Source organism: Streptomyces polygonati, assembly GCF_042650325.1.
GTDB classification, from domain to species: Bacteria; Actinomycetota; Actinomycetes; order Streptomycetales; family Streptomycetaceae; genus Actinacidiphila; species Actinacidiphila polygonati.
This window is the reverse complement of record NZ_JBHSBB010000010.1, coordinates 865,529-881,247: the sequence shown is the minus strand read 5'-3', so window position 1 is coordinate 881,247 and position 15,719 is coordinate 865,529. Positions and strand designations below refer to the sequence as shown.

Sequence of the window (15,719 nt, the reverse complement as noted above, 5' to 3'; positions counted from 1 at the left end):
CCTCGGGCCGCCCACGCGGACCCCTCGCGCATACTGACCCCATGTCCCGAGTCCTGCTCGTCGAAGACGACCCCGCGATACGCAGGGGTGTCGAGATGGCGTTGCGGCACCAGGGGCACGAGGTCGCGGCGGCGGCCACCGGCGAGGAGGGGCTGGAACGGCTGCGTTCCTTCCAGCCGGACGTCGTCGTGCTCGATCTGATGCTGCCCGGCATAGCCGGCCTCGACGTGTGCCGGCGGATCAGGGAGCGGGACCAGGTCCCGATCATCATGGTCACCGCCAGGGGCGACGACATCGACGTGGTCGTCGGGCTGGAGGCCGGGGCGGACGACTACGTGGTCAAGCCGGTGCAGGCCCGGGTGCTCGACGCCCGCATAAGGGCGGTGCTGCGCAGGCTGCAACCGGCGGCCTCCGATGTCGCCCGGCCCCGCGCGGAGTCGCACGGCGAGCTGACCATCGACCGGGCCGGCCTGCTGGTGACCCACCGCGGCGAGAGGGTCGCCCTCGCGCCCTCCGAACTCCGGCTGCTGCTGACGCTGTCGGCCGCCCCGGGCCGGGTGCTGAGCCGCCAGCAACTGCTGGAGGCGGTCTGGGAGCACAGCTACCACGGCGACATCCGCCTGGTGGACGCCTGCGTGAAGCGGCTGCGGGGCAAGCTCGGGGAACTGGGCGGGGACCCCCGCTACATCCAGACCGTACGCGGCTTCGGTTACCGCTTCCATTCCTCGTGAAGCCCCGCTCCGCCTTCCTGGCCAAGGCCCTGCTCGCCCTGCGCGGCCTGCGCTTCCGCCTCGTCGTCGCCTTCGCCCTCGTCGCCATGGTCAGCGCGCTGAGCACCGGCGCCCTGGCCTTCCGGGAGGCCAGGACCGGGGTACTCCAGCAGAGCCAGGACGCGGTGATCAAGGAATTCCGCAGCAGCGTCGACACCCTCGCGCAGAGCGTCGCCCCGGAGCCGGACCAGGCCGCATTGCAACAGCTCGTGGACCAGGTGGCGCGCTCCAGCCAGTCGCAGGGCTGGCGGGTGCTGGCGACCTACGGCGGCCGGCGTGCCAGCTCCACCCCGCGCGACACCTTCCCCGAGCTGACCCCGGCGCTGCTCCACGCGGTCGGCACCCAGCCCGCCGCCGTCTTCCAGCGGGTGAACAGCGGCGGCCGCCCGGTCCTCGTCGTCGGGCTGCCGGTCACCTACCGGACCGGGGACGGCTCGTACTTCCCGCTGTCCGGGCTCGCCCTCTATCTGGTGGTGCCGCAGAGCACCGAGCAGGCGTACGTCCGGGCGATGATCACCGCCATCGAGCACGCCACCTTGTCGGCGCTGTGCGTCGCGGTGCTGCTGGCACTGCTCGCCGCCAGCGGTGTGCTGCGTCCGGTACGGGCGCTGCGCCGCGCGACCCGGCGGATGGCCGAAGGGCACCTGGACATCCGGCTCGCCGTCAACGGCTCCGACGAACTGGCCGATCTGTCCCGGTCGTTCAACGAGACGGCGGCCGCGCTGGAGCGGTCGGTGACGGAACTGCGCCGGCTGGAGGCCCAGGCCCGGCGCTTCGTCGCGGACGTCTCCCACGAACTGCGGACGCCGCTGGCCGCGATGTCGGCGGTCACCGACGTCCTCGACGACGAGGCGCCGCACCTGGACCGGGTGACCGCCGACGCGGTGAGGCTGATCAGCGAGGAGACCGTCCGGCTGACCACGCTGGTGAACGACCTGATGGAGATATCGCGCTTCGACGCGGGCGCCGCCGAACTCAACCTCGACGAGATCGACATGGCCGAGTGCGTCCAACGCACCCTGGCCTCGCGCGGCTGGCTGGACCGGGTGGAGACCGACCTGCCGCCGCCCGGCGCGCTGCGGGCCCGGGTGGACCCGCGCCGGCTCGACGTGGTCGTGGCCAATCTGGTGGGCAACGCGCTGCGGCACGGCGCGCCGCCGGTGCTGGTGTCGGTCGGCGCGGCCGGCGGACGGGGAAGGGGGGCCTGGGCCGTCATCGAGGTGGCCGACAGCGGCCCCGGGATCACGGAGGCGGACATGCCGCACATCTTCGAGCGCTTCTACAAGGCGGACACCACCCGGACCCGCAGCGAGAGCAGCGGACTGGGGCTCGCCATCACCGCCGAGAACGTGGCGCTGCACGGGGGGCTGATCCGGGCCCGGAACCGGCCCGGGGGCGGCTCGGTCTTCACCGTCGAGTTCCCGCTGCGCCACCACGGCGAATCCGGCGCGGGCCGGCGGGCCGACCCGGGGGGCCGGTCGTGAACACGGTGGTGAAGGCGCTGGTGAAGGCGCTGGTGAACATGGTGGTGAAGGGCGGGCGCCGACCGGCTCTGCTCGCGGGTCTGCTGGCCGTATGCGCGCTGTCGGCCTGCGGGGTGCCGCCCTCCGACGTCATCCAGGCCGGTGAACCGGCGACCGGGATGCCGCCGGGGACGCTCCTCTACTTCCTGTCCGGCGACGGCGCCCTGGTGGCGGTGCCGCGCGGCGGCGCGCCCGATGTCGCCCTCGCCGTCGACCAGGTGTTCAAGGGCCCCACCGCGACCGAGGTGGCCGACGTCCGCACCCAGCTGCCCCGGCTGCCGTCCCCACCGGCGGTGAAGGACGTCTCGGGCACCGTGCTGGTCGAACTCCCCGCGGGCGTCGCCCCGCTCACTCCACTGGCCGTCCGGCAGCTGACCTGCACGGTCGCGGCGGCGTACCGCGCGGAGCCGTCGACGGCCAAAAGACTGGCCGCCAAGCGGTCCGGCATCGGTCGGTCCGTGCCGGCCGGGCCCGTGCCGACCGTGCCGCCCGAGGTGTCCGGCTCGTCCCCCGGCGCTCCGTATCCCGGCGGCGGCGCCGGTGTGCTGGTGGTCCGGATCAGCGGCGCCGGGTGGGCCCGGACCCAGATGGCCCTGGACTGCCCTCCCGGGTGAGGACCCGCCCCCGACTCAGGACGACAGCACGCCCATCAGGTGCCGCATGGCGGCCCGCAGGGCCGGACCGAGGTCGACAGGCGTGGGCCGGAAGAGCTCGGCGTCGGTCGGCGGGATGCCGGGGCCGTTCCAGTTGCTGTACCGGCTGAGCTGGAGGGAGAAGACCGCGCCGCCGTGCAGCACCGTGAGGGTCTGGTCGCTGTTGCCGGCCGTGAGCAGATACGCGCTGTCGCCCAGACCGGCCACCGACGTGACCTTGTCGGGCGGGGACGTGCCGACGACGAGGGTGCCCGGCTCCTCGGCGCTCAGACTGGCCGACTCCAGGTGGTTGCGGTCCTCGAACTCGACCCGGGGATCGGTCTTCTTGTGCAGTTCGACGCCGACGGTGACGGTGTACGTGCTCGTCCAGCCGTTGCCCGCGGAGGCGACGGTGGTCAGGGTGCAGGCGGCCGAGTCCAGCGCGGGGCCCCGGCGCAGGTCCGTGGGGGACGCCTGGTAACTGGTGCTGTGCACCGCGTCGGTGAGGGCCTTGAGGTTGAAGCCGCCGCAGGGGCTGTCGATCAGGTGGTAGCCGTGCAGGTCGGGAGCCGGACGGTGGCCGTAGCCGGTGCCGTGCAGGACGGCGGCCCAGACCGCGGAGGCGCCGAGGACCCCGCCGAGTGCCCACCACCACGGCCGGCGTTCGGTGAACCCCCCGGCCAACCCCTCGATTGGGAGCGGGTGTTCGGAGCCGCCCAGCGGCCCACCGGGACCGACCGCCCCGGGCTCGTCCCACATCTCCGGTTCGGTGATCACCCTGGCTCCCCCCGCCGTATCGTGCGAACACCTTACGGCGAGGTCGGCCGCCCGTCGCGGGCGTGCGGGAAGCGCGGGCGGCTATCCGCCGGCTCCGCGGCGCCCGGCCGGTCCCGGGTGACGGGGAGGGTCCGCGCCGGGCGACCGTTCACAGCTCGCGGTGGACCTTGGTGTTGCTGGCCTGGGCGCGCGGGCGCAGCACCAGCAGGTCCACATTGACGTGGGAGGGCCGGGTGACGGCCCAGGAGACGGTGTCGGCGACGTCGTCGGCGGTCAGCGGTTCGGCCACGCCCGCGTAGACGGCGGCGGCGCGCTCGGCGTCGCCGTGGAAGCGGTTGAGCGAGAACTCGTCGGTCCGCACCATGCCGGGCGCGATCTCGATGATCCGCACCGGCTGGCCGTTGAGTTCCAGGCGCAGCGTCTCGGCGATGGCGTGGGCGCCGTGCTTGGCCGCCACATAGCCGCCTCCGCCTTCGTAGGTGCCGAGCCCCGCGGTGGACGAGAGCACCACGACCGTGCCGTCGCCGGAGGCGGTCAGCGCGGGGAGCAGGGCCTGGGTGACATTGAGGACACCGATGACGTTGACCTCGTACATCGTCCGCCAGTCGGCCGGGTCGGCGATGGCGACCGGGTCGGTGCCCAGCGCGCCGCCCGCGTTGTTGACCAGGACATGGATCGGCGAGTGCACGTCGAGCGCGGCGGCGAAGGCGTCCACGGCGGCGCGGTCGGTGACGTCCAGCGGATACACCGTCACGGTGCCGCCCGCGGCGGTGAGTTCCTTGGCCAGCGCGTCGAGCCGCTCCACCCGGCGGGCGGCGAGGATCACATGGAAGCCGGCGTCGGCCAGCCGGCGGGCGGTCGCGGCGCCGATGCCGCTGCTCGCTCCGGTGACCACTGCGGTACGGGGGCGGGGGCTCATGCGCGGCTGCCTTTCGTGGCGGGACCTGCGGTGACCGGCCGGTCCTCGGGCTGACGTGACTGCTGACGAGACGCTCGGTGCAGCATATGCGGCCGGTGCGCCCGCCCGGTGTCCGGTTCCGGTGCTCCGTCAGGTCAGCTCAGGTCAGGTCAGGTCAGGTCAGGTCAGGCCCGGTCCCGCTCCCGGTTCCGGTCCAGTGGCCGCGCCCGCCGCCCGCTCGGCCGCCCGTACCGTGTGCCGCAGCAGCAGCGCCGTGGTGATCGGCCCCACCCCGCCCGGCACCGGCGACAGCGCGCCCGCCTTCGGGGCCACCGATTCCGCGTCCACGTCGCCGGTCAGCCCGCCCTCCGGTGTCGGGTTGGTGCCGACGTCCACCACCACCGCGCCCTCCCCGATGTGCGCCGCGGTGATCAGCCCGGGCCGCCCGGCGGCGGCGACCACGATGTCCGCGTGCCGGGTGGCGGCGGCCAGGTCGGCCGTACGGGAATGGCAGACGGTGACGGTGGCGTCCCGGTCCAGCAGCAGATGGGCCAGCGGCTTGCCGACCACCGTGGACCGGCCGACGACCGCGACCGTACGGCCGAGCAGCTCGATCCCGTGGGCGTCCAGCAGTTCCACCACGGCCGCCGCCGTGGCCGGGGCGAAGGCCGGCCGTCCGGCGGCCAGCCGGCCCAGGCTCAGCGGGTTCGCGCCGTCCACGTCCTTGTCCGGCGCGATGGCGGCGGCCAGTTCGGCGGCGACCGCGCCCGGCGGCAGCGGTGTCTGGAGGATCACCCCGTGCACGGCCGGGTCGGCGCTCAGCTCGGCGAGCAGTTCCGCGATCCGGTCCGGCGACGCGGTCGGCGGCAGCGTCACGGTGTCGCAGACGATCCCGGTCTTCGTGGCGGCGCGGGCGATGGACCGTACGTACCAGGCCGTCGACTCGTCCTCGGTCGCGACGAGCACCGCCAGCCGGGGCGTCGTCCCGCGTTCGGTGAGAGAGGCGGCCAACGCGGCGACCTCGGCGCGCAGTTCGGCGGCGCGGGCGGCGCCGGTGAGGGCGCGGGCCGGGGGAGGAGCGGCGCCGGCGCCGGCCGTACCGCCCAGGTGTCCGGACGGCCCGGAGGCCGCGACGCCGGAGGCGATCCCGTCTCCGGTCATCGCGCGATCCTCGTCCGTACCGCGGCGGTGACCGCTTCGGCCCGGGCCGCCAGCTCGTCCACACCGGCGACCGAGGCGGTCAATTCGGTGCGTACCGCCTCGTCCTTGATGCCGCCGAGGTTGATCTCGACATTGATTCTGGCGGTGGTGGCCGCCGCGCGGGCCGCCTCGGTGGCGGCGGCGATGTCGGTGACCACATTGGGGTTGCCGTAGGGCAGCAGGGTCTCGGCCAGCGCGACGACCCGGGTCGCCACGGTGATCACCGCGGCCGGCGGGCGGGCCGCGCCGGCCAGTGCCCTCGCGATGGCCAGGGAGCGGGCCGCCTTCTGCTCGTCGTCGGCGCGCGGCAGCCGGTACGCGTCGGTCACCGCGGTGAAGGCCAGCGCGTCATCGGCTGCCAACTCCACCGCCCGCCAGCGCAGTTGATCGCTCTCGACGATGATCTCGGCGACCTCCCCGGCCTGCTCGGCGTACTTCTCGCCGGTGGTGTAGCGGGCGACCATGCCGACCAGGGCGGCGCCCTGGGCCGCGTGCAGGGCCGCCGCCGCGCCGCCGCCGGGAGCGGGTTCGCGGGCCGCGAGACGTTCCAGATAGCCGCTGATCGTGTGGTCGTGCACAGGCTGCCTTCCGTGCCGTGTCCCTGCGGGGCGCCGGCTCGCGGCGGCCCCGTGTCCGCCCCGATCCTAGGGGCGATCGGTCCCGGTCACGCAGGCGCCCCGCTGGCCGAAAACCGACGTTCGCGATGGAGCGCGGGTGAACTCCGGATGAACTTGACGCGCGGAAAAAGTGTTCCTAAGGTCAAGTCTCCGTTAACCCTGTTCGAATGCGGGCTTCTGTCCGGTTCGCTCTCGAACGATTACCGTAGTTTGATGCTTTCTTGGGGGATGGCGGCTCCGTCGGGGGAGACACAGCAGGCCCGCACCGCCGCTTACTGACGAGGACGGCACATGAGGCATGCGGAGAGGGGCGGGGCGGACGACTGGCCGGTCGGCCCCGTATCCATACCCGGGGGCAGCGGACTTCTCCCCTCGACTCCGGCGGCCGCGCCGGCCCGGGAGACCGTGAGCGGGGCGGGAGCCCCGGTGACGGTCACCGAACGCGCGGCGGTCAGGACGGCGTCCTGGGAGGCGTCCGCGCCCACCATCGCACCGCCGGCCGCGGCGCTCCCCGAGCCGGTGGCGGCGGACCCGGTGTCCCCGGCGCCCGCCCGGCCCAAGCGCGCGCGGCTGTACATCATCGACGCGCTGCGGCTGTTCGCCGCGGTCCTGGTCGCCCTGCACCACTACGCGGGCACCCACCGGGTGAACTCGCCGCACAACCTCATATGGGACCGCCCGGTGTCCCACATCATGCCGAGCGTCTTCCGGTTCGCCGCCTACGGCTGGATAGGCGTCGAGATCTTCTTCGTCATCAGCGGCTTCGTGATCTGCATGTCCTGCTGGGGACGCCGGCCGCGCGACTTCTTCGTCTCCCGGGTGATCCGGCTCTACCCCGCGTACTGGGTCGGCGTGGTGTTCACCACCGCGGTGGTGACCGCCTTCCCCGGGGTGTGGGCGAAGCCCAAGACGCGCGAGGCGCTCTTCAACCTCTCGATGCTGCAGTCCGGTTCGAACATACCCAACGTGGACGGCGTCTACTGGACACTGTGGTCCGAGCTGCGCTTCTACCTGATCTTCCTGGTGGTCGTCGCCGTCGGGCTCACCTACCGCAGGGTCGTGCTCTTCTGCTGTGTGTGGGGGGCGCTCGCGATGATCGCCCCGGTGTCCGGCTTCCCGTTCCTGGTGACGCTCGCCGACCCGGACGGCGCCTGGTACTTCATCGCCGGACTGGCGCTGTTCCTGATGTACCGCTTCGGTCCCGACCTGCTGCTGTTCGGCATACTCGCGCTGTCCTGGCTGATGGCGCAGGACGAACTCGGCCGCCGGATCGACCAGGTGGAGCACGTCTCCAGCTATCGCGGCGCGGTGGTGATCTACAGCCTGTTCATCGTCTTCATGGTGTGCGTCGCGCTCGGCTTCACCGACCGCTTCCAGTGGAAGTGGCTGGCCACCGCCGGATCCCTCACGTACCCCTTCTACCTGATCCACTACGTCGCCGGCACGATCGCCATCCATGAGCTGCGCGACCGCTTCGACGCGCGGGTGCTCGTCGCCGGGCTGCTCGCCTCGGGACTGCTGATCGCCTACCTGATCCACCGGCTGATCGAGCGGCCGGTGTCCCAGCTGCTCAAGCGCGGCCTCACCAAGGCCTTCGTCCAGCTCGGCCCGATGCCGTCGCACAAGGAGAAAGCGGCCTCGTAGGGCAGGGCCGGCAACGCGGAGACCTGACGCGGACGACCTCTGACGCGGCCGTCGTACTCGTACGGCGGAGGAGCCTCGTCAGGGGCTGTGGCGGGCGTCGGGCACCAAGTGGGGGCGGAAGGGCTGCTGCTGGCCCGCGGCGCGGGTGGTGTCCACCGTGATGAGCAGGCAGGTGCCGCTGCCGTCGGGGCCGGCGGGCTGGCTGCTCTGCTCGGGCGCGTCGAAGAGGCGGCCGAGAGCCGCGGCGACCTGGCGCGCGGTCTCCGGGGAGTCGGCGGTGATACGGACCTCGGCCAGCCCGGGAGAGGGCAGCGATTCGGGGAACGGTGTCTTCTCGGTCATCACGCGGTCTCTTCCCGGGCGGTCGGTAGCCGCCCGGCGTCGGTGCTTCACCGAGGGCGACCCCGGCAGGGACACCGGGGTGCGGGAAGCCATCGGTGGGGCCACCGTACTCCCGTCGCACGGCGGGCGGGCGGGACCCGGGTGGCCGGGGTGCGGGGCTCGTTCCGGCGAGAACGCGGCACCCCAGGCTCAACCGGCCACCCGCCCGCTCACTCCACGGTCGTCCGGCAGGGGAACCCCAGCGCCGCCATCGCCCGCTGCACTTCACCCGAGCTGAAGTCCCGACGGTCCTGGCGGGTGATCACCGCGCCCACCTGCATGATCGGGTAGCTCACACCACCGATCTCAACCGATACCCCCGTGACGGGCTCGGGAGTGACACCGTTCATCGCCTCCTCCACCTCGTTCCGGTGGAAGTAGAAGTGTCGGCGAGCGATGGTGACGCGCATCATGCCTCAGCAAGGGGGACGGAGGGGTGGAGCCGGAGGTGCCACACTCTCACGTTCGCGGCGGTGGTGACAGCCGGAAAGGGCGCGGGCGGGGCGGCTCCCGGCGGGGTCCGGGCCGGTGGAGCCGCAGCCGGGCTCAGGTCGGAATCAGGCCGACGGAGCCGCGCGCAGCGGTGCGCCCACGCGGTGCAGGTGGCGCAGCGCCTGGGCGTAGGAGGAGATCAGGCTGGACTCGGCGTACGAGATTCCCAGCTCGGCGCAGTACGCCTGCACGATCGGGCGGGCGCGGCGCAGGTGCGGGGTGGGCATGCTCGGGAACAGGTGGTGCTCGATCTGGTAGTTGAGGCCGCCCAGCGCGAGGTCGGTGAACAGGCCGCCGCGGACGTTGCGGGAGGTCAGCACCTGCCGGCGCAGGAAGTCCGGACGGTCGTCGCCCTTCATGGTGGGCATGCCCTTGTGGTTCGGCGCGAAGGTGCAGCCCATGTAGACGCCGAACAGTCCCTGGTGCACGGCTATGAAGACCAGCGCCTGGAGGGGGGAGAGCACCAGCAGCAGGATCGTCAGGTACCCGGCGACATGGAGGCCCAGCAGGGCCGCTTCCAGGCCGCGCTGCTTGAACGCCGGGCGGAACAGCGCCCGGACGCCGGCCACGTGCAGATTCATGCCTTCCAGCGTCAGCAGCGGGAAGAAGAGGTACGCCTGGCTGCCGCCGATGAACTTCGCGACGCCGCGCGCCTCCCGCGCCTGATCGGTCGACCAGAGCAGGATGTCGGGGTTGACGTCGGGGTCCAGCTCTTCGTGGTTCGGGTTGGCGTGGTGCCGGGTGTGCTTGTCCTGCCACCAGCCGTAGCTCATGCCCACGCAGAGGTTTCCGGCGATCCGGCCGGCCATCTCGCTGGGGCGGCGCAGCCGGAAGACCTGCCGGTGCGCGATGTCGTGCGCGACGAGCGCGATCTGGGCGAAGAGCACGCCCAGCACGCCCGCGGTGATCAGCTGCCACCAGGAGCTGCCGATCAGCGCGAATCCGGCCCAGGTGGCGGCGTACAGGAAAGCTATGCCGCCGATCCGCGCCGTGTAGTAGCCGGGCCGCCGCTTCAGCAGTCCGGAGGTGGCCACTCGCTTGGCCAGTCGCGCGAAGTCGCTGCCGGCGTCGGCCGGTGTCCCGGCGAGAGTTCCGTCGCAGGAGTCCACCAACGCCGCGGGCAGCGACCCGGGCGTTGGCGGGGATGATGCGGGCATGATCGCGGAGTCACTGGTCATGGCACTGGGCCCGTCCCCGGGCGCGTGGACCCGGTGTATCCACTCGCCGCAGGATGACACCGTCTATGGTCCGGCATGCTAGATGTCCTCGGCGCTGCCAGCGTACCTGGCACGGGGTGTGATCTGCGTGAGTCTCGTTTGAAGAGACTCGCCGCTGGGAATGATCTTTCCCCCGTTGCCCCTTATGCGGCGTGCCTGCGGTACGGCGAGCGCTCCGGGCGGGCCGCCCGGCCGCCGCCGCTGCCGCTGCCGCTGCCCGATCCGGCCGTCCGGCCGCCCGAACCGCCGCGGCCGGCGCTCGAACCCGAGCCCGCGCCGGAACCCTTGCCGGTGCCGCCGCCCGTACCCGAGCCGGAACCCGAGCCCGGTACGCGCGGTCCGCCGGTGCCGGGCGCCGCGGCACGCCGCCGTCCGCGCCTGCCGCGGCCGGCCGCCGGCGTCCCGGTTCCGGGGTGCGCGGCCGGTACCGGCACCGCGATGGTGACCGGGATGCCCGAAGGCACCCGGGCGCCGGTGATCCGGGCCAGCTCCGGGTCCGCCGAGTGCACCTGGGCGGTACGCGGGGCGATCCCGGCGTCGACCATCAGCCGGTCCATGTCACGGCGCTGATCGGGCAGCACCAGCGTCACGACGCTGCCGGACGCCCCGGCGCGGGCGGTACGGCCGCCGCGGTGCAGGTAGTCCTTGTGGTCGGCCGGCGGATCGACGTTCACCACCAGGTCGAGGTCGTCGATGTGGATGCCGCGGGCCGCCACATTGGTGGCCACCAGCGCCGTCACATCGCCGCTCTTGAACTGCGCCAGGGTGCGGTTGCGCTGCGGCTGGGACTTCCCGCCGTGCAGCGCCGCCGCGCGGACCCCGCCGGCCAGCAGATCGCGGGTCAGCCGGTCCACCGCGCGCTTGCTGTCCATGAACAGGATCACCCGGCCGTCCCGGGCGGCGATACGGATGGTGGCGGCGCGCTTGTCGTCGTTGGACACATGCAGCACGTGGTGCTCCATGGTCGTGATGGTGCCGGCCGACGGGTCCACCGAGTGGACCACCGGGTCGGTGAGGAACAGCCGGACCAGCTTGTCGACGTTGCGGTCCAAGGTGGCCGAGAACAGCATCCGCTGGCCGCCGGGAAGCACCTGCTTGAGCACGGCGGTGACCTGCGGCATGAAGCCCATGTCGGCCATCTGGTCGGCCTCGTCCAGCACCGTGATGGCCACCTGGTCCAGCCGGCAGTCGCCGCGCTCGACCAGGTCGCGCAGCCGGCCCGGAGTGGCGACGACCACTTCGACGCCCTCGCGCAGCGCGCCCGCCTGGCGGCCGATCGACATACCGCCGACGACGGTGGTCATCCGCAGCCGCAGCGGCCTGGCGTACGGCGTCAGGGCGTCGGTGACCTGCTGGGCCAGTTCCCGGGTGGGGACCAGCACCAGCGCCAGCGGCTGCCGGGGCTCGGCGCGCTGCCCGGCGGTCCGGGCCAGCATGGCCAGCCCGAAGGCGAGCGTCTTGCCGGAGCCGGTACGGCCGCGGCCCAGCACGTCCCGTCCCGCCAGCGAGTTCGGCAGCGTGGCCCCCTGGATCGGGAACGGCACGGTGACGCCCTGGCGGGTCAGCTCGGCCAGCAGCGGCGCGGGCATGTCGAGGTCCGCGAAGGACTCGACCGCGGGCAGTGACGGCGTCGTACTCACCGGCAGCGCGAATTCGCCCTGCTGGGCGGCCGGCCGGCCGCCGCGAGCGGGCGCCGGGCGGCGGGGGGAACCCGACGCCGACGTCGAACGGGGGAATTGACGCGATGAGGTGCGTCGGCCTTTGCCATTCATGTGCGGAGTCTTTCCTCGAAGGCGGCGCGTGCCGGAAAAGACTCCGCAGCGTGCAGCTGGGGCGGAGACTCGCAGAACGAGCCGGACAGATGAATGAAGGGAAAACCAATTCACTGGGAGCAGCAGAAAAGCCGGGCCCCGCGCCCGAGAGTGCGGGACCCAGCCGGTCGTGCTTCCCCAGGATCAGGAGGGGACGATGTTCTCCGCCTGCGGGCCCTTCTGGCCCTGCGTGACGTCGAACGTCACCTTCTGGCCTTCCTGGAGCTCGCGGTAGCCCTGGGTGGCTATGTTCGAGTAGTGGGCGAAGACGTCAGCGCCGCCGCCGTCCTGCTCGATGAAGCCGAAACCCTTTTCCGCGTTGAACCATTTCACGGTGCCAGTAGCCATATGTGACTCCTCTTGATAGGGGCAGATTCCAAGCCCGCACTTTACGGGTATGGCGTCGCTGCCTTGACCCCATCCGGAAGCCGGAAAAACAAAAATGCGCCCGAGGGTCACATCCCGTCAGGCGCACACAGAGTTCATGGGTACCAAAACTGCAACTCATGCAACTTTAGCACATGGCACCACGGGACGGGCCGGCGGTGGCTGATCTGCGTGTACCCGACGTTGCGGTGATCCGCCATACGTAAACCGGGCGAAAAGGCCCCGGCGCGCGGCGGGGCCGGCCGTCCGTCAGGGCCAGACCAGGCAGTAGAGCTGGTGGCCCGACTCCTCGCAGCGGCGGGCGAAATCCTGCCACTCGTGGAGCATCCGGTAGATCACGAAGGCGTCGCGCGGGCCGCGGCGGTCCGGCACGGTGGACCAGATGAACGCGGCCGCGCCGAGCGACTCCTCGTCGGCGGTGCGCAGCGGCTCCACCACCGAGGCGGGCAGCCGGACGACCGCGTAGTCGGGATGCAGCACGACGAGCTCCAGCGGGGGGACCTTGGAAGGGGCTATGCCCTCGATGCCGGTCAGCACCATGGCGGCCATCGTCTCCGGCTTGACCTTGGTGTACATGCCCTGACCGAGTTCGTCGCCACCCAGTTCCTCGGGCCGCATGGAGATCGGGACGCGCGCCGCGGTGGCACCGTCGGGCGCACCGAAGTACTTGTAGGTCACCCCCACTCGGCCACCCCTGCTCCTGCCCTCTGCGGTCGATCGGTGTTCTGGTCTGCGGTGTTCCGGACGGTGCTGCCCGGTGCTGCGGTGCTGCTCGGTGGTGCGGTGTTGTTCGGTACTGCGGTGCTCCGGACCGTGCTGTTCCGGTCGGTGCTGCGGTGAACCCCGCTGGTCCGGCGTGCGGTCGTCCGCCGGGCTTTCGCGCTCCGCGCGAGGTTCGTGTTGCTCGTGGTGTTCTTGATCGCGTTCTTCCGGACTGCGGTGTTCAGGTGTGAGTGGATCATGCGGCGAGCGGCGGCGTCTGCCGGTGGGGCGGGCGCGTTCGGGGTCGTGATCGCCCGGGCTGTCGCCCGGTTCGCCACCACGCTGCTGCATTCCACTACCCGACCATCCGCTGCCCCAACCATGCAACCCGATCATCGTGTCAGATGCGGTGTTGAGACGTTGCGGCGCAACGCCCGCTGTTTGAGAGCATGTGTGTGTGAGCGATCCCGTGAGCTATGCGTACGAGGCACCAGTGTCCCAGGAACTCTTCGACCGCGCGGCGGCCGTGACACCAGGAGGGGTGAACTCTCCGGTGCGCGCGTTCCGCGCCGTGGGTGGTACGCCCCGGTTCATGGTGTCCGGTGCCGGTGCGTATCTGACCGACGCGGACGGACGTGAGTATGTCGATCTCGTCTGCTCCTGGGGGCCGATGATCCTCGGGCACGCGCACCCCGAGGTGATCGCGGCCGTCCAGTCGGCGGTGTCCCGCGGCACGTCCTTCGGTACGCCCGGCGAAGGCGAGGTGGCGCTGGCTGAGGAGATGGTGGCCAGGGTCGAACCCCTGGAGCGGGTACGGCTGGTGTCCTCCGGCACCGAGGCCACCATGTCGGCGATCCGGCTGGCCCGCGGCTTCACCGGCCGGGCCAAAGTGGTGAAGTTCGCGGGGTGTTACCACGGCCATGTGGACGCCCTTCTGGTGGCGGCGGGTTCCGGGGTGGCCACGTTCGGGTTGCCGGACACCCCTGGGGTGACGGGCGCGCAGGCCGGCGACACGATCGTGCTGCCGTACAACGACATCGAGGCGGTGCGCGCGGCGTTCCGGGCGCACCCCGGCCAGATCGCCTGCCTCATCACCGAGGCCTCGCCCGGCAACATGGGCGTCGTCCCGCCCCGCGAGGGCTTCAACGCCGAACTCGCCCGGCTGTGCCGGGAGGACGGCGCGCTCTACATCTCCGACGAGGTGATGACCGGCTTCCGGGTCAGCGCGTCGGGTTGGTACGGGATCGACGGGGTGCGCCCCGATCTGATGACCTTCGGCAAGGTGATGGGCGGCGGCTTCCCGGCCGCCGCGTTCGGCGGCCGGGCCGACGTGATGGGGCTGCTGGCCCCGGTCGGCCCCGTCTACCAGGCCGGCACGCTGTCCGGGAACCCGGTCGCCACCGCGGCGGGACTCGCGCAGCTGCGGCTGCTGGACCACGACGCGTACGCGAAGGTGAACGCCGTCTCGGCGGAGATCCAGGGGCTGGTCGCGGAGGCGCTCACCAAGGAGGGCGTCGCTCACCGGGTCCAGGCGGCGGGCAACATGTTCTCGGTCTTCTTCACCGACGAGCCGGTCCACGACTTCGACGGGGCACGCCGGCAGGAGGCGTACCGCTTCACCGGCTTCTTCCACGCGATGCTGGCGCAGGGCGTCTATCTGCCGCCGTCCGCCTTCGAGTCCTGGTTCGTCTCCACCGCCCACGACGAGCGGGCGGTGGCGCGGATCGCCGCCGCCCTGCCCGCCGCCGCCCGCGCCGCGGCGGAGGCCCAGGCATGAGCGAGGAGACCTCCGGCGCTGCGGCCGGTACGGAACTGACCGTGGTGCATGTGATGCGGCACGGCGAGGTGCACAACCCCGAGGGGGTGCTGTACGGGCGCAGCCCCGGATTCCACCTGTCCGAGCTGGGCCGGGAGATGGCCGACCGGGTGGCCGGACACCTGGCCGGGCGGGACATCCGCTACGTGGTCGCGTCGCCGCTGGAGCGGGCGCAGGAGACGGCGACGCCGATCGCCGCGTCCCACGGCCTGGAGCTGGCCACCGACGAGCGCCTGATCGAGGCGGCGAACGTCTTCCAGGGCAAGACCTTCGGGGTCGGCGACGGGGCGCTGCGCAAGCCGGCGAACTGGAAGTACCTGGTAAACCCCTTCCGGCCGAGCTGGGGCGAGCCCTACGTCGACCAGGTCGTCCGGATGTCGGCCGCCCTGGCCGCGGCCCGCGACGCCGCCCGCGGTCACGAGGCGGTCTGCGTCAGCCACCAGCTCCCGATCTGGATCATGCGGTCCTTCGCCGAGCACCGGCGCCTCTGGCACGACCCCCGCAAGCGCCAGTGCACCCTGGCGAGCCTCACGTCTTTCACCTACGAGGGTGACCGCATCGTCTCCATCGCCTACACCGAGCCGGCGATCGACCTCGTCCCGGCGCACTTGCGGGCGGGGACGAAGCCGTCGCCGGGGTCCTTCGGAGCGTAAGCCCGCGGCGCCCAACCGATTCCCCGGGGCGCCCCGCCGGTCGCCGGGCTGCGGGTGCGTCGTGGCTGGTCGCGCAGTTCCCCGCGCCCCTTTCGGGGCATGGTTCCGCTCGGGCGGCAGGGGAACCGAGCCCCGTAGGGGCGCGGGGAACTGCGCGCTCAGCCGGCCACCGGCCGGTGGCCGGGGGACGGCCGGGAGG

15 protein-coding genes and 1 pseudogene are annotated in these 15,719 nt (G+C 72.3%); 6 read left to right on the top strand and 10 right to left on the bottom strand.

Annotation, left to right across the window (positions count from 1 at the left end; genetic code table 11):
* Positions 1 to 41 precede the first annotated feature (41 nt).
* The 3 genes from ACFO3J_RS16700 to ACFO3J_RS16690 are packed head-to-tail and all read left to right on the top strand — an operon-like array spanning position 42 to position 2,907.
* Positions 42 to 731: a response regulator gene (locus ACFO3J_RS16700; protein ID WP_386430160.1), complete on the top strand. Its 690-nt coding sequence runs from the start codon at positions 42 to 44 to the stop codon at positions 729 to 731.
* Positions 728 to 2,254 carry an ATP-binding protein gene (locus tag ACFO3J_RS16695; protein WP_386430159.1) on the top strand — a complete coding sequence of 509 codons (1,527 nt, stop codon included), beginning with the start codon at positions 728 to 730 and terminating at the stop codon, positions 2,252 to 2,254. Before ACFO3J_RS16700 ends, ACFO3J_RS16695 begins: the two co-directional genes overlap by 4 nt.
* Positions 2,251 to 2,907, top strand: coding sequence for a hypothetical protein (locus ACFO3J_RS16690; protein WP_386430158.1), 657 nt, complete (start codon positions 2,251 to 2,253; stop codon positions 2,905 to 2,907). The genes ACFO3J_RS16695 and ACFO3J_RS16690 overlap by 4 nt, the downstream gene beginning before the upstream one ends.
* Positions 2,908 to 2,922: 15 nt before the next feature.
* Here the strand turns inward: ACFO3J_RS16690 and ACFO3J_RS16685 are convergent, their stop codons facing one another.
* From ACFO3J_RS16685 to ACFO3J_RS16670, 4 genes are all read right to left on the bottom strand, one after another.
* Positions 2,923 to 3,702, bottom strand: a complete 780-nt coding sequence (locus ACFO3J_RS16685) for a hypothetical protein (protein WP_386430157.1) — start codon at positions 3,700 to 3,702, stop codon at positions 2,923 to 2,925.
* A 148-nt stretch (positions 3,703 to 3,850) separates the two neighbouring features.
* On the bottom strand, positions 3,851 to 4,621 hold the full coding sequence (locus ACFO3J_RS16680; RefSeq protein WP_386430156.1) for an SDR family NAD(P)-dependent oxidoreductase: 771 nt from the start codon (positions 4,619 to 4,621) through the stop codon (positions 3,851 to 3,853).
* Positions 4,622 to 4,780: 159 nt separating this feature from the next.
* Positions 4,781 to 5,761, bottom strand: coding sequence for a bifunctional 5,10-methylenetetrahydrofolate dehydrogenase/5,10-methenyltetrahydrofolate cyclohydrolase (locus ACFO3J_RS16675; RefSeq protein ID WP_386430155.1), 981 nt, complete (start codon positions 5,759 to 5,761; stop codon positions 4,781 to 4,783).
* Positions 5,758 to 6,378: a cyclodeaminase/cyclohydrolase family protein gene (locus tag ACFO3J_RS16670; RefSeq protein ID WP_386430154.1), complete on the bottom strand. Its 621-nt coding sequence runs from the start codon at positions 6,376 to 6,378 to the stop codon at positions 5,758 to 5,760. Before ACFO3J_RS16670 ends, ACFO3J_RS16675 begins: the two co-directional genes overlap by 4 nt.
* A gap of 465 nt (positions 6,379 to 6,843) precedes the next feature.
* Here ACFO3J_RS16670 and ACFO3J_RS16665 point away from each other — a divergent pair, with 465 nt between their 5' ends.
* Positions 6,844 to 8,061, top strand: coding sequence for an acyltransferase family protein (locus ACFO3J_RS16665; RefSeq protein ID WP_386430153.1), 1,218 nt, complete (start codon positions 6,844 to 6,846; stop codon positions 8,059 to 8,061).
* A 78-nt stretch (positions 8,062 to 8,139) separates the two neighbouring features.
* On the opposite strand, the gene ACFO3J_RS16660 is transcribed toward ACFO3J_RS16665, so the two are convergent.
* The 6 genes and pseudogenes from ACFO3J_RS16660 to ACFO3J_RS16635 form a co-directional block, all read right to left on the bottom strand.
* Complete coding sequence (locus tag ACFO3J_RS16660; protein WP_386430152.1) at positions 8,140 to 8,403, bottom strand: hypothetical protein; 264 nt, start codon at positions 8,401 to 8,403, stop codon at positions 8,140 to 8,142.
* A gap of 209 nt (positions 8,404 to 8,612) precedes the next feature.
* Positions 8,613 to 8,852, bottom strand: a complete 240-nt coding sequence (locus ACFO3J_RS16655; protein ID WP_386430151.1) for an SCO5918 family protein — start codon at positions 8,850 to 8,852, stop codon at positions 8,613 to 8,615.
* 147 nt (positions 8,853 to 8,999) lie between these two features.
* Positions 9,000 to 10,091, bottom strand: a complete 1,092-nt coding sequence (locus ACFO3J_RS16650; protein WP_386430150.1) for a fatty acid desaturase family protein — start codon at positions 10,089 to 10,091, stop codon at positions 9,000 to 9,002.
* 203 nt (positions 10,092 to 10,294) lie between these two features.
* Positions 10,295 to 11,923, bottom strand: a complete 1,629-nt coding sequence (locus ACFO3J_RS16645; RefSeq protein WP_386430149.1) for a DEAD/DEAH box helicase — start codon at positions 11,921 to 11,923, stop codon at positions 10,295 to 10,297.
* Positions 11,924 to 12,106: 183 nt separating this feature from the next.
* Positions 12,107 to 12,310, bottom strand: coding sequence for a cold-shock protein (locus ACFO3J_RS16640; protein ID WP_093735938.1), 204 nt, complete (start codon positions 12,308 to 12,310; stop codon positions 12,107 to 12,109).
* A gap of 288 nt (positions 12,311 to 12,598) precedes the next feature.
* A pseudogene (locus tag ACFO3J_RS16635) lies at positions 12,599 to 13,045 on the bottom strand (hypothetical protein); the annotation flags it as partial.
* Between the two features lie 475 nt (positions 13,046 to 13,520).
* Between ACFO3J_RS16635 and hemL the strand changes: the two are divergent.
* Together hemL and ACFO3J_RS16625 are read left to right on the top strand one after the other, a co-directional pair.
* Positions 13,521 to 14,828 carry a glutamate-1-semialdehyde 2,1-aminomutase gene (gene hemL, locus ACFO3J_RS16630; RefSeq protein ID WP_386430250.1) on the top strand — a complete coding sequence of 436 codons (1,308 nt, stop codon included), beginning with the start codon at positions 13,521 to 13,523 and terminating at the stop codon, positions 14,826 to 14,828.
* Entirely contained in the window at positions 14,825 to 15,520 is a 696-nt protein-coding gene (locus ACFO3J_RS16625; RefSeq protein ID WP_386430148.1) for a histidine phosphatase family protein, read from the top strand. The genes hemL and ACFO3J_RS16625 overlap by 4 nt, the downstream gene beginning before the upstream one ends.
* Positions 15,521 to 15,719: the final 199 nt, after the last annotated feature.